Annotated in this window: 9 protein-coding genes; 4 read left to right on the top strand and 5 right to left on the bottom strand. The window is 66.3% G+C overall.

The window, feature by feature from the left end; translation table 11 throughout:
* Positions 1–212 precede the first annotated feature (212 nt).
* The 4 genes from AC1DZT_RS16575 to xdhA form a co-directional block, all read right to left on the bottom strand.
* On the bottom strand, positions 213–1502 hold the full coding sequence (locus AC1DZT_RS16575; RefSeq protein ID WP_478007748.1) for an amidohydrolase family protein: 1290 nt from the start codon (positions 1500–1502) through the stop codon (positions 213–215).
* Positions 1503–1656: 154 nt separating this feature from the next.
* Positions 1657–2574 carry a xanthine dehydrogenase accessory protein XdhC gene (gene xdhC / locus AC1DZT_RS16570; RefSeq protein ID WP_478007747.1) on the bottom strand — a complete coding sequence of 306 codons (918 nt, stop codon included), beginning with the start codon at positions 2572–2574 and terminating at the stop codon, positions 1657–1659.
* Positions 2567–4846 carry a xanthine dehydrogenase molybdopterin binding subunit gene (xdhB, locus tag AC1DZT_RS16565; protein WP_478007746.1) on the bottom strand — a complete coding sequence of 760 codons (2280 nt, stop codon included), beginning with the start codon at positions 4844–4846 and terminating at the stop codon, positions 2567–2569. The genes xdhC and xdhB overlap by 8 nt, the downstream gene beginning before the upstream one ends.
* Positions 4843–6279 carry a xanthine dehydrogenase small subunit gene (xdhA, locus tag AC1DZT_RS16560; protein WP_478007745.1) on the bottom strand — a complete coding sequence of 479 codons (1437 nt, stop codon included), beginning with the start codon at positions 6277–6279 and terminating at the stop codon, positions 4843–4845. Before xdhA ends, xdhB begins: the two co-directional genes overlap by 4 nt.
* 221 nt (positions 6280–6500) lie before the next feature.
* Here xdhA and dnaE point away from each other — a divergent pair, with 221 nt between their 5' ends.
* Positions 6501–9929 (top strand): DNA polymerase III subunit alpha, encoded by a 3429-nt coding sequence (gene dnaE, locus AC1DZT_RS16555; protein ID WP_478007744.1) that lies wholly within the window; start codon positions 6501–6503, stop codon positions 9927–9929.
* A gap of 143 nt (positions 9930–10072) precedes the next feature.
* On the opposite strand, the gene AC1DZT_RS16550 is transcribed toward dnaE, so the two are convergent.
* Positions 10073–10273, bottom strand: a complete 201-nt coding sequence (locus AC1DZT_RS16550; protein WP_478007743.1) for a SlyX family protein — start codon at positions 10271–10273, stop codon at positions 10073–10075.
* Between the two features lie 145 nt (positions 10274–10418).
* Between AC1DZT_RS16550 and hisS the strand changes: the two genes are divergently transcribed.
* From hisS to hisG, 3 genes are read left to right on the top strand one after another with little or no spacing between them, the layout of a single operon-like run.
* Positions 10419–11906, top strand: coding sequence for a histidine--tRNA ligase (gene hisS, locus AC1DZT_RS16545; protein WP_478007742.1), 1488 nt, complete (start codon positions 10419–10421; stop codon positions 11904–11906).
* Entirely contained in the window at positions 11903–12994 is a 1092-nt protein-coding gene (locus AC1DZT_RS16540; RefSeq protein ID WP_478007741.1) for an ATP phosphoribosyltransferase regulatory subunit, read from the top strand. Before hisS ends, AC1DZT_RS16540 begins: the two co-directional genes overlap by 4 nt.
* Positions 12991–13668: an ATP phosphoribosyltransferase gene (gene hisG / locus AC1DZT_RS16535; protein WP_478007859.1), complete on the top strand. Its 678-nt coding sequence runs from the start codon at positions 12991–12993 to the stop codon at positions 13666–13668. Before AC1DZT_RS16540 ends, hisG begins: the two co-directional genes overlap by 4 nt.
* Positions 13669–13730: the final 62 nt, after the last annotated feature.

Raw genomic sequence — 13730 nt, 5'->3', positions numbered from 1 at the left:
GATCATCAATAAACGAAATTTAATCAATGCCTTGATTGCCATTCTTCATCTTGCTTCCTTTCAACCTCTCCCTGATGCGTAAAATCACGGTTAACGCCGCCTTTTAGCCCCGCGCGTAGAGACGGAAGGAAGACCGAAGAAAGACCCAAGGCAGACCGCCGCTTTGCGCCAAAGTTCAGGGATTAACCCAGCGCCCGCAAGGGCTTGGCGGCTCAGTACTCCGGCGCAAAGCCTGTGGCGGGATCGACGGCTTGCGGTCTTCCATCGAGGAACAATTGCCCGATCCGGGGGGCGGTGCGGGCGATGACCTTGCCGCGCCGGATCACCGCCAGCTTGGCCGCCTTCAACCGCAAGGCCTCGGCGGGGTCGCGGGCTTGCAGAAGGACGAGGTCGGCGTGGCAGCCGGGGGTCAGGCCGTAGCCCTCCAGCCCCATCGTCTTGGCGGAGTTGGTGGTCAGCGCCTGGAAGATCGCGGATTTCTCCTCCAGCCCGGCCATCTGGGCGACGTGGATCGCCATGTGGCCGACCTCCAGCATGTCGCCCGAACCCATCGAATACCAGGGGTCCATCACGCAGTCATGCCCGAAGGAGACGTTGATCCCCGCCGCCATCATCTCCTTCACCCGGGTCATGCCGCGGCGCTTGGGGTAGGTGTCGTGGCGGCCTTGGAGCATGATGTTGATCAGGGGATTGGGGATGACGTTCATCCCCGCCTCGGCGATCAGGGGGATCAGTTTGGAGACGTAGTAATTGTCCATCGAATGCATCGAGGTCAGGTGCGAGCCTGCGACGCGGCCTTGCAGGCCGAAGCGGACGGTCTCTGCCGCCAGGGTTTCGACATGGCGGCTCAGGGGATCGTCGGTCTCGTCGCAGTGCATGTCGACGGGCAGGCCGCGGTCGGCGGCGATGCGGCAGAGGGCCTCGACCGAGGCGCGGCCGTCTTCCATCGTGCGTTCGAAATGCGGGATGCCGCCGACGATATCGACGCCCATGTCGAGCGCCCGGGTCAGGGAGGCGACGCCCTCCTTGGCTCGGTAGTAGCCGTCCTGCGGGAAGGCCACGAGTTGCAGGTCAAGGTAGGGGGCAACCTGGCGCTTGACCTCCAGCATCGCCTCCACCGTCACGAGGCGCGGGTCGGAGGTGTCGACATGGGTCCGCACCGCAAGCAGGCCCTGGGTCACGGCGAGGTCGCAGTATTTCAGGGCGCGGGAGACGAGAGCCTCGACGGTGAGGGAGGGGCGGAGTTCCCCCCAGAGGGCGATGCCTTCCAGAAGCGTGCCGGAGCGGTTCATCCGGGGCAGGCCGAGGGAGAGGGTCGCGTCCATGTGGAAATGGGGGTCGATGAAGGGCGGGGTGACGAGGCGGCCGGAGCAGTCGATTTCCTCGCGGGCCTCGGCCTCGATCCTGGGGGCGACCTCGGCGATCTTGGCTCCGGCGATGGCGATGTCCTGGCCTTTGCGACCGTCGGGGAGGTTGGCTTGGCGCAGGATCAGGTCGAACATGGTTGCCCCTTGAGTTTGGCCTGACTTTGCGGGGATGGCGGGGCCGCGTCAAGCCGGGATTGCACGCGTGCAATCTTGGTTAGTGGATTGATATTGCTGGGTATTGCTAAAAATCTTCATCTTTTGTTAACCCGGAAACCGGGTTTTTCACGCCTCAGCGGGCCTGCACTGCGGCCAAGGGGGCTGCGGCCTTCAGGAAGGCCGTGGCGACGCCGAGGGCGATGGCTTGCGGGTGTTTGCCGAGGGCGGGGTCGCCGATCGGGCAGGTGATGCGGGCGATCTCTGCCGGGCTGTGGTCGAGGGCGGCAAGGCGCGATCGGAAGCGGGCCCATTTGGTGGCGCTTCCGATCAGGCCACATCGCAAAAAGCCATGGTTCAGCAGGCGGTGGCAGAGTTCAAGGTCGAGATTGTGGGAAAAGGTCAAGATCAGATGCTCGGCCTCGGGCGGGGCGAGGGCCACGGCAAGGGCTGGATCAGGAGCTGGGAGGGCGGTGACACCCGGCGGCAGCGTCTCGGGGAAGCGGTCGGGGGCGATGTCGATCCAGGTGATGGCGAGGTCGGGCAGGGGGGCCATGACCTCGGCAATCGCGCGGCCGACATGGCCCGCACCCCAGAGCCAGAGGTGGCGGGTGGGCTGCGCAACCGCCTCGATCAGCCAGCCTTGCAGCAGTTGGGTCTGCGGCAAAACGCCCTGCGCCCTGGCGCGGTCGAGCAGGCGCTTGACCGACAGCGGCATGGGCGCACCGTCGAGGCTGCGGGCGCAGATCGGGCCTTGGGGCAGGGTGGCGGCGTCAAAAACCTCGGTCACCAGGGTGACGGCGCCGCCGCAGCATTGGCCAAGCGCGGGGCCGAGGGGGATGCGGGTGACGGTGGTAGTGGAGGCATTGCGGGCGGCGATTGTGGCCTGGTGCTCCAAGGCACCGCCGCCGATCGTGCCGGATTGGCCGGTGGCCCAGATGAGCATGGCGGTCCCCGTCTCGCGCGGGGCGGAGCCGTCGTGGGCGGCGATCACCACCCGGGCGACGCGGCCATGGGCCACGACGGCCTCGGTCAGGGCGGCGAGGTCAAACATTTCTGACCCGGGTGACGGCGGCCAGCACCCGCTCTGCCGTGGCGGGGGCGTCGAGGGCGGGATAGGCGGGACCACAGGCGGAAACGGCGTGGGAAAGCGCCATCAGGGCCGAGATGCCGAGGTTGAAGGGCGGCTCGCCCACGGCTTTCGACTTGCCCACCGTGTCCTCGATATTCGGATCGGTCCAGAGGGTGACGTTGAAGATATCGGGCCGGTCCGAGACGGCGGGGATCTTGTAGGTCGAGGGCGCATGGGTGGTCAGATGGCCCTTGGCGTTCCAAACCAGTTCCTCGGTGGTGAGCCAGCCCGCACCCTGCACATAGGCGCCCTCGATCTGGCCGATATCCAGCGCGGGGTTCAGGGAATTGCCGGTGTCATGCAGGATATCGACGCGCAGGATGCGGTTTTCGCCGGTGAGCGTGTCGATGACGACCTCGGTCACCGCGGCGCCATAGGCGAAGTAGAGGAAGGGGCGGCCCTGGCCCTTGATGCGGTCCCAGGTGATCTTGGGGGTGGCGTAAAAGCCGGTGGAGCTTAGGGAGACGCGCGCCTGATAGGCCCAGTTGACGGCGCGGGCGAAGTCGTAGCTTTCGCCGGCGACCCGCACCATGCCGTCCTGAAAGCGGACGGTTTCGGGCCTGACCTGGTGCTTTTCGGCGAGGAAGGCGGCGATGCGGTCGCGGATGGTGATTGCGGCGGCCTCTGCCGCCTTGCCGTTGAGGTCAGAGCCGGAACTGGCGGCGGTGGCCGAGGTGTTGGGCACCTTGGCGGTATCGGCGGCGGTGATCTTCACCTGAGCCGCCGTCAGGCCGAAGACATGGGCGGTGACCTGGGCCACCTTCTGGTTCAGACCCTGGCCCATCTCGGCCCCGCCGTGGTTCACGATGACGGAACCGTCCTGGTAGACATGGACCAGCGCCCCGGCCTGGTTGAGCCAGGTCAGGGTGAAGGAGATGCCGAATTTGACCGGGGTCAGGCCGATGCCCTTCTTCAGGATCGGCGAGGTGGCGTTGAAGGCGGCGATCCTGGCCTTGCGTTCGGTGTAATCGGCGGATTTTGTGAGGGTGTCCAGGATCTTGTCGGTGATGCTGTCCTCCACCTCCATCCCGTAGGGGGTGGTCTGCGGGCGCGTGCCCATCGGCGCATAAAGGTTGCGCTGCATGACCGTGACCGGGTCGAGGTTCAGGGCGTGGGCGAGGTGGTCGATGACCCGCTCGATCCCGATGATGCCTTGCGGGCCGCCAAAGCCGCGATAGGCGGTGGCGCTTTGGGTGTTGGTCTTGAGGCGATGGGATTCGATGCGGATGTTCGGAATCCAGTAGCAATTGTCGGCATGGAGCATGGCGCGGTCGGCTACGGCCAGCGAGAGATCCTGGCTCCAGCCGCAGCGGAAGAGGTGCTGGAAATCGACGGCGATGAGTTTGCCCGTCGCATCGGCGCCGGCCTTGTAGCGGATCTTGAGGTCATGGCGCTTGCCGGTGATGACCATGTCATCGTCGCGGTCATAGCGCATCTTGCAAGGCTTGCCGGTGGCGTGGGCGGCCACGGCGCAGGCGACGGCCAGCGCATTGCCCTGGCTCTCCTTGCCGCCGAAACCACCGCCCATCCGCCGCATCTCGACCCTGACCGCCGACATCGGCAGGTGCAGGGCATGGGCGACTTTGTGTTGAATTTCCGTGGGATGCTGGGTGGAGGAGATGATGTGCATGCCATCCTCCTGCGGGATGCATGCTGCCACCTGGCCTTCGAGGTAGAAATGCTCCTGCCCGCCGACCTCGAAGCTGCCTTCGACGATCGTGTGGGCTTGGCTCATGGCGGAGAGGTCGCCACGGGTCCAGAGGATCGGGCCGGATTCGAAGCGGGAATTGGCGGCGAGGGCGTCTTCGACGGTCAGGAGGGCAGGCAGGGCGCGGTAGGTGATGCGGGCGAGGCGGGCGGCCTTGCGGGCGGCGAGATGGGTTTCGGCCACGACGAGGAAGATGGCCTGACCGACGTAATGCACCTCGCCTAGGGCCAGGAAGGGCTCGTCATGGGTGGAGGGGGAGAGGTCGGGCATCTCGGGGAAATCTGCGGCCGAGAAGACGGCAACGACACCCGGCGCGGCGCGGACGGGGGCGAGGTCAAGGCTGGTGATTTCGGCATGGGCCTCGGTCGAAAGACCAAAGGCGAGATGGAGGGCGCCGGCGGGCAGCGGCACGTCATCGACATAGCGCGCCTGGCCGGTGACATGGAGCGGGGCAGAATCATGCGGGAGGGCGGCGCCGATGGTCATGGCTGCACCTCCAGCACGTTGACGGGGGTTCCGGCGAGGTCGTGAAAATAGCGGGTCAGCAGGTTCTGCGCGGTCTGCAGGCGGTAGGCGGCAGAGGCGCGCATGTCGGTCATCGGCTGGAAATCCTGCGCGAAGGCGGGCAGGGCCTTGGTGACGGTGTCCAGCGTCCAGGTCTGGCCGATGAGGGCCGCTTCGACGGCAGAGGCGCGTTTGGGGATGCCGGCCATGCCACCAAAGGCGATGCGGGCCTCGGTGACCTTGCCGCCTGCGAGGGTCAGGTTGAAGCAGCCGCAGACGGCGGAGATGTCCTGATCGAAGCGCTTGGAGATCTTGTAGCAGCGCAAATTCGGGGCGTGTTCGGGGATCGAGAGGCCGGCCACGAATTCCGAGGGGCGGCGGTCCTGTTTGCGGTAGTCGAGGAAGAAGCTTTCCAGCGGGATCGAGCGCATCTCGTCGCCGCGGCGCAGGTGGAGGGTGCAGCCTAAGGCGATCAGCGCGGGCGGGCCGTCGCCGATCGGCGAGCCATTGGCGATATTGCCGCCGATCGTGGCGGCGTTCCTGACTTGCGTGGAGGCGTAGCGGCGCAGCATCTCGGCAAAGGAGGGGTGATGCGGCAGGAGCGCCTTGCGCAGCACCTCGATCGTCACCCCGGCGCCGATGTGGAGCTGGCCGCCCTGGCGTTCGATATGGGCGAGGTCTTCGATGGCACCCAGGAAGGCCAGGGGGGAGAGGCTGCGCAGTTGCTTGGTGACCCAGAGGCCGACATCGGTGGCGCCGGCGATCAGGGTGGCGTCAGGGTTTTGCAGGTACCAGTCGGCGAGGGCGTCGCTGTTCGTCGGCCGGAAGTTTGGGGGGGCTTCTCGCCCCCCCAAACCCCCCTCGCCAAGGGGACTTTCCGTCCCCTTGGGAACCCCGGAGGATATTTCGGTCTGGATGAAGCGCAGGTCGGTTTGCATCCAACCTGGGATGGGAGCGGCCTCGGCGGCCTTGGCGGCGCGCAGGATCGGGGCGTAGCCGGTGCAGCGGCAGAGGTTGCCGGCGAGCGTCGTGTCATGGTCGGTGTCGGCGTTCAGGTGCGCGGTCGCCATCGAGACCACGAAACCGGGGGTGCAGAAGCCGCATTGGCTGCCGTGGTGGGTGACCATCGCCTCTTGCACCGGGTGGGGTTCGCCCTTGGGGCCGGAGAGGCCTTCGACCGTGCGGACGGCCTTGCCGGCGAGTTGCGGCAGGAAGAGGATGCAGGAATTGAGCGCGCGGGAGCCGGCCTCATCCGTCACCATGACGGTGCAGGCGCCGCAGTCGCCCTCGTTGCAGCCCTCCTTCGTGCCCTTCAGCCCGGCGCTTTCGCGCAGGTGATCGAGCAGGGTGCGGGTGGGGTCCACGTCGTCAAGGTGGACGGGGGCTCCGTTCAGAAGAAACGCGACCTGAGCCATGATATGTCCTGCCGCTTTCCGTGCGATCCTTCTGGCCCCCCGATGCGGCGGAAAGGGGCCGGGCTTTCTGGGTGATTGAAGGACAGGCGGCGCCGCCTGTCCAGAGGAACCTTTCAAGCGGCGGCGAAAGCTCTTTCCGGCTTTGGGGGAGAATGGCGGGAAATTGGGCAAAGCTGCGGGCAAAGGTTTTCATTCGGGGGGCGGGTGGCTAGATTGGGGCGATGAGCAAGCCCCGATTCATCCACCTGCGCGTCCATACCGAACACTCCCTTCTGGAAGGGGCGGTTCCGGTCAAGAAGCTGATCAAGCTGGCCAAGGCCGCCGAGATGCCCGCCGTGGCGGTCACCGACACCAACAACATGTTCGCGGCGCTGGAATTTTCCGTGAGCGCCCTGGGCGAGGGGGTGCAGCCGATCGTGGGCTGCCAGGTCTCGGTCACCTATGAGGTGGCGGCCCCGGGCGAGAAGGTGAAAGGCCCGGCGCCGATCGTCCTGCTGGCGCAGAACGAGGCGGGTTACCTGAACCTGATGAAGCTGAACTCCTGCCTCTATATCGACAAGGGCGGTGCGCTGCCGCAGGTGACGCTGGAGGATCTGGACGCCCATGCCGAGGGGCTGATCTGCCTGACCGGGGGCGCCGACGGCCCCCTGGGGCGGAGCGTTCTGGCCGGGCATCTGCCGAAGGCGCGGGCGCTGCTGGAGCGCTGGGCGCGGGCCTATCCGGGGCGTTTGTATGTCGAATTGCAGCGCCATCCGGGCGAGGGCGGCGCCTTGCCCGAGGGGGAGGCGGCCTCGGAAGCGGCGATGGTCGATCTGGCCTATGATCTGGGCCTGCCTTTGGTTGCGACCAATGATGTCTATTTCCCGAAGTCGGAGATGTATCTCGCGCATGACGCGATGATCTGCATCGCCGAGGGGGCCTATGTCGACCAGACCCAGCCGCGCCGCCGTCTGACCGCACAGCATTACTTCAAATCCGAGGCCGAGATGGCGGCGCTTTTCGCCGACCTTCCGGAAGCGATCGAGAATACGGTGGAAATCGCGCAGCGCTGCGCCTTTGCGACCTACAAGCGCAAGCCGATCCTGCCGAAATTCGCCGATGACGAGGTGCAGGAACTGCGGCGTCAGGCCAATGAGGGGTTGCAGGCGCGGCTTGCCATCATCCCCCATGCGGTGACGCCCGAGGAATATCAGGCGCGGCTGGATTTCGAGCTGAACATCATCGAGAAGATGGGCTTTCCGGGTTATTTCCTGATCGTGGCCGATTTCATCAAATGGGCGAAGGATCACGGGATTCCGGTAGGTCCCGGGCGGGGTTCGGGCGCGGGCTCGCTGGTGGCCTATGCGCTGACGATCACCGACCTTGACCCTTTGCGCTATGCCCTGCTGTTCGAGCGGTTCCTGAACCCCGAACGCGTCTCGATGCCCGACTTCGACATCGATTTCTGCATGGATCGCCGGGAAGAGGTGATCCAGTATGTGCAGAAGAAATACGGGCGCGAGAAGGTGGCGCAGATCATCACCTTTGGTGCGCTGCTGTCCAAGGCCGCTGTGCGCGACGTGGGCCGGGTCTTGCAGATGTCCTATGGCCAGGTGGACCGGCTGTCCAAGATGATCCCGGTGGAAGGGGTCAAGCCCGTCTCGATCACCAAGGCCCTGGCCGACGAGCCGCGCCTGCGCGAGGCGGCCAAGGAAGAGGTCGTCGGGCGCCTTCTCGGCTTTGCCGAGCAGATCGAGGGGCTTTACCGCAACGCCTCCACCCACGCTGCCGGGGTGGTGATCGGCGACCGCCCGCTGGACGAGCTGGTGCCCCTGTACCAGGACCCGCGGTCGGACATGCCGGCCACCCAGTTCAACATGAAATGGGTCGAAGCGGCCGGGCTGGTGAAGTTCGACTTTCTGGGCCTGAAGACGCTGACGGTGATCCAGAACTGCATGGAGCTTCTGGGGCTGCGGGGAATATCCTTTGATATCAACCTGATCCCGCTGGATGATAAACCATCTTATGAACTTTACGCCAGCGCCAAGACGGTGGCGGTGTTCCAGGTGGAAAGCTCTGGCATGATGGATGCGCTGCGGCGGATGAAGCCGACCTGCATCGAGGATATCGTGGCTTTGGTGGCCCTCTACCGCCCCGGCCCGATGGAGAATATCCCGACCTATTGCGAGGTGAAGAACGGGCTGAAGGATCTGGAATCGATCCATCCGACCATCGACCATATCCTGAAGGAAACCCAGGGCATCATCGTCTACCAGGAACAGGTGATGCAGATTGCCCAGGTCATGGCGGGCTATTCGCTGGGCGGCGCCGACCTGTTGCGCCGGGCCATGGGCAAGAAGATCGCCGAGGAAATGGCCAAGGAGCGGCCGAAGTTCATCGAAGGCGCGGCCAAGACCCATAACGTGCCGAAGGAAAAGGCGGGCGAGGTCTTTGACCTCTTGGAGAAATTCGCCAACTACGGGTTCAACAAGAGCCATGCCGCCGCCTATGCAGTGGTCAGCTACCAGACGGCCTATCTCAAGGCCAATTACCCGGTCGAGTTCATGGCCGCGGTGATGAACTGCGATTTGCACCTGACCGACAAGCTCGCCGTCTACAAGCGCGAGGTGAACAAGCTTGGCATCGTGACGGTGGCACCTTCGGTCAACACCTCGCTCGCGAAGTTCACCGTGCGGGATGGCAAGGTGATCTATGCCTTGGGCGCGTTGAAGGGTGTCGGTGTCGAGGCGATGGAGTTGATCGTGGCAGCGAGGGGCACCAAACCCTTCGCCACGCTTTTCGACTTCGCCCGCCGGGTGGACATGAAGCGCGTGGGGAAAAGGCCGCTGGAAATGCTCGCCCGCGCCGGGGCCTTTGACGAGTTGGACCAGAACCGCGCCCGGGTGTTTGAAGCGCTCGACCCGCTGGTGGCCTATTCGGCGGCGATCCATGAGGCCAAGGCCTCGAACCAGGTCTCGCTCTTCGGTGACAGCGGCAGCGACATCCCCGAGCCGCGCCTGCCCTTCCGCGACGACTGGCTGCCGGTGGAGCGGCTGGGGCAGGAGCATCAGGCGATCGGCTTCTACCTCTCGGGCCATCCCTTGGACGATTACATGTCGGCCTTGAAGCGCAAGGATGTGAAGACCCTGACCGAGATCACGGCGCTGGCCGAACGCGGGCCGCTGGTGGCCAAGATCGCAGGCTCGGTCTCGGCCAAGCAGGAAAGGAAATCGGCCAAGGGCAACCGGTTTGCCTTCGTCAGCCTGTCGGACCCGACCGGTCTTTACGAGGTGACGGTGTTTTCGGACACGCTGGAGGCGGCGCGCGACAACCTTGAACCCGGCATGAACGTGGTCCTGACGGTCGAGGCCAATCTCGAAGGCGATACGCTGAAACTGCTGGCGCGCGCCGCCCAGCCGATCGATCAGGTCGCGGCCGACGCCGGGGCGCAGGCGATCCGGGTTCACCTGAACCGGGCGGAGGCCATCCCCTCACTGGCCGCATTGCTGGCCAAGGTCGAGGGGCGCAACAAGGCGCAGATCACCCTTTGCGTGCCCGACGATCAGGGCCGCGAGATCGACCTGACCCTGCCCGAGCCCTATCCCCTGACCCCGCAGATCCGCGGCGCCATCAAGGCGATGAGCGGGGTGGTGATGGTGGAAGAGGTCTGACACTCCGGTGCTGCGGCGCCGGAGCGAAAAGGAGCGCCAGAGGCGCAAGTCCTTGTCTCGCCTCTGGCGCTGCGCGCCAACCGGCTCGGGCTTTTGCCTCCGGCGGGAGTATTTGGGCAAAGAGCAAATTGGGATGCCGCCCCTCACCAATGCGGCGGCGGGACGTTCGCCTCCGGGGCGCCGCCGCCGGAGGCTTCGCGTTCGGCCTCGCGTTCGGCCAGCAGGCCCACGATGCGGGTCAGGCGGTCGATCTCGCGGCCCTGACGCGTCACCATGTCGGACAGATCCTCCACCGCGCGGATCAGATGCGCGGCCTTTTCTTCCAGTGCCTCGAAACGGTCCATCTTCTTGCCCCTTCATTGGTCCATAAATATCCCACGGGGGTCCGGGGGTGTGAAACCCCCGGCCGCCGGCCCAAGGCGCCCCCGCGGTCCTTGAAGCGCGCCCGCCCCTCCGCTATGGAACCCCCAACCAGAGAAGGGGCTACCCATGGCACAGGACAAACCCGCCCGCCGCCCGCGCGCCGAGACGCCGAAGGGCTTTCGCGACTATTTCGGCGCGGAAGTCACCGAACGCAAGCAGATGCTCGACAAGGTGGCCGAGGTTTATCATCGCTATGGCTTTGACCCGCTGGAGACAAGCGCGGTCGAGACGGTCGAGGCCCTGGGCAAGTTCCTGCCCGATGTCGACCGCCCGAACGAGGGCGTCTTCGGCTGGCAGGATGAGGATGCCGACTGGCTGGCGCTGCGCTATGACCTGACCGCCCCCCTGGCGCGGGTGGCGGCGCAGTATCGCAATGATCTGCCCTCGCCCTACCGGCGCTATGCCATGGGGCCGGTCTGGCGCAATGAAAAGCCGGGTCCGGGGCGGTTCCGCCAGTTCTACCAATGCGACGCCGATACGGTGGGCGCGCCCTCGGTCGCGGCGGATGCCGAGATCTGCGCGATGCTGTCGGATGCCCTGGAAGCCGTGGGGATCGAGCGCGGCGATTACCTCGTCAAGGTCAACAACCGCAAGGTTCTGAACGGGGTGATGGAGGTGGCGGGTGTGCTCGACCCTTCCGACCCCGAGCGCTTCTTCGAGGAGCGTGGCATCGTCCTGCGCGCCATCGACAAGATCGACCGGCTCGGCGATGCCGGGGTGCGCGCGCTGCTGGGCGAGGGGCGCCGCGACGAGAGCGGCGATTTCACCAAGGGTGCGGGCCTGTCGGCGGAGCAGGCCGAGGTCGTCATGGGCTTCACCTCGGCCCGGCGCGACACCGGGATCGCCACGGTGGCGCGGCTGCGCGAGCTGATCGGGGCCTCGGTTCTGGGCGCCGAAGGGGTCGCGGAGCTGGAGACGATTGCCGAGCTTCTGGACCGGCAGGGCTATGGCGCGGACCGGATCCTGCTGGACCCGGGCGTCGTGCGGGGGCTTGGCTATTACACCGGGCCGGTCTTCGAGGCCGAGCTGACCTTTGAAATCCTGGATGAGAAGGGGCGCAAGCGCTCCTTTGGCTCGGTTGCGGGCGGCGGGCGTTATGACGATCTGGTCAAGCGTTTTACCGGGCAGGCGGTGCCGGCGACAGGGGTCTCAATCGGGGTGGACCGGTTGCTTGCCGCCTTGCGGGCCAAAGGGCGGGTCTCGGTCGACAGCGCGGGGCCGGTGGTGGTGACCGTGATGGACCGCGACCGGATGGCGGATTACATGGGGATGGTTGCCGACCTCCGGCAGGCGGGCATCCGGGCGGAGGTCTACCTCGGCAATCCGAAGAACTTCGGCAACCAGTTGAAATATGCCGACAAGCGCCAGTCGCCCGTCGCGGTCATCCAGGGCGGCAACGAGGCGGAGAAGGGCGTGGTGATCCTCAAGGACCTGATCCTTGGCGCGCAGATCGCCCAGAATGCCACCTTGGAGGAATGGAAGGACCGCCCCGCCCAGGTCGAGGTGCCGCGTGCCGAACTGGTCGCGGCGGTACGGCGGATGCTGGGGCAATGATCTCCAAGGCTGAGGTGCGGGCCGAAGCGGACCGGTTGTTCGCGGGCTTTCAGGCGGCGGGTGCGGTGCCGGTCGAGGCGGATATCCTGCTGCCGGCGGGCACCCTTCTGGACCTCTACGGCGAGGACATTCGCGCGCGGGCCTATGTCACCACCGACCCTTTGCGCGGCGAGATGATGCTGCGGCCCGACTTCACCGTGCCGGTCGTGCAGGCCCATATGGCCGACGGGGCGGAGCCGGCGCGCTATTGCTACTGCGGCGAGGTCTTTCGCAAGCAGGATCACCTGGGCCAGCGGGCCAGCGAATACCTGCAGGTCGGCTTCGAGGTCTTCGACCGCGAGGCGCCGGGAGCCGCCGATGCCGAGGTTTTCGCGCTGTTCCGCGATGCTTTGGCGGGGCTGCCCCTGCGGGCGGTGACCGGGGATATCGGCATCCTGATGGCCGCCGTGCGCGGGCTGGACACCACCCCGCGGCGCAAGGCCGCGCTTCTGCGCCACATCTGGCGGCCGCAGCGCTTTCGCGCCCTGCTGGACCGTTTCTCGGGCCGGGCGGCCATGCCTGCGGCGCGGGGCGCCTTGCTGGAGCGGTTGGCGGCGGGCTCGCCCGCCGATCTGATTGCGAGCGCCGGGCCCTTGATCGGCCTGCGCGGGGCGGAAGAGATCGCGGCGCGGGCGGCGGCTTTGCTGGAAGATGCCGGGGCGGCGCCGATCTCGGCGCTGGAGGCGGCGATGCTTTACGACCTTTTGCAGTTGCAGGCCCCTGCGGGCGCGGCGCTGGCGCATTTGCGCGGGATTTCGGTGCATCTGCCGGCGATCGTCTCGGCGGTGGACCGCTTTGCCACCCGGCTGGAGGCGCTGGCGGGGCATGGCGTCGATGTGAAGACCCTTGCCTTCGAGGCGAGCCATGGCCGGACCGCGATGGAATATTACGACGGTTTCGTCTTCAGCTTCGTGCACGGCGCAGAGGTCGTGGCCTCGGGCGGGCGCTATGATGCGCTGACCTCGGTGCTGGGGCAGGGGCGGTCGATCCCGGCGGTCGGCGGCATCCTGCGGCCGCATCTGGTGGCGGCTTTGCGGGGAGAGGTCTGATGGTCAAGATCGGGGTGCCCTCCAAGGGCCGGCTGATGGAAAAGACCTTCGAATGGTTCGGCGCGCGCGGGCTGAAGATGGCCAAGACCGGGTCGGAGCGGGAATATGCCGGCGTGGTCGAGGGGGTGGAGGGCGTGGAGCTGGTCATGCTTTCCGCCGGGGAGATCCCGCGTGAGCTGGCGGCCGGGCGGATCGACCTGGGGGTGACGGGCACCGACCTCGTGCGCGACAAGCTGGCGGATTGGGACCGGCAGGTGTCGGAGGTCGCGGCGCTGGGCTTTGGCCATGCTGACCTCATCATCGCGGTGCCGGTGGCCTGGATCGATGTCGATACGCTCGACGATCTGGACGCGGCGGCGGCGGCGTTTCGGGCAAAGCACGGCTTCCGGCTGCGGATCGCCACCAAGTATCACCGGTTGGTGCGGGATTACCTGACGGCGCAGGGCGTGGCGGATTACCAGCTGGTCGACAGCCAGGGGGCGACGGAAGGCACGGTCAAGAACCTGACGGCGGAGGCGATTGCCGACATCACCTCTTCGGGGGAAACCCTGCGGGCCAATCACCTGAAGGTGCTGTCGGATGCGGTGATCCTGCAGAGTCAGGCCATGCTTTATCGGTCGGCGATGGCGGAGGGGGCGGAAGTGTCGGCGGTTTTGGGGAAGATCGGCTTCTGACGGCTTGCTTCGCCGGCGGCCGGGGGCTGTCTGCCCCCGGACCCCCGAGGATATTTATGGAC

The organism is Rhodobacter sp. P1_C2, assembly GCF_056406375.1.
This window is presented reverse-complemented; position numbering and strand designations above follow the sequence as displayed.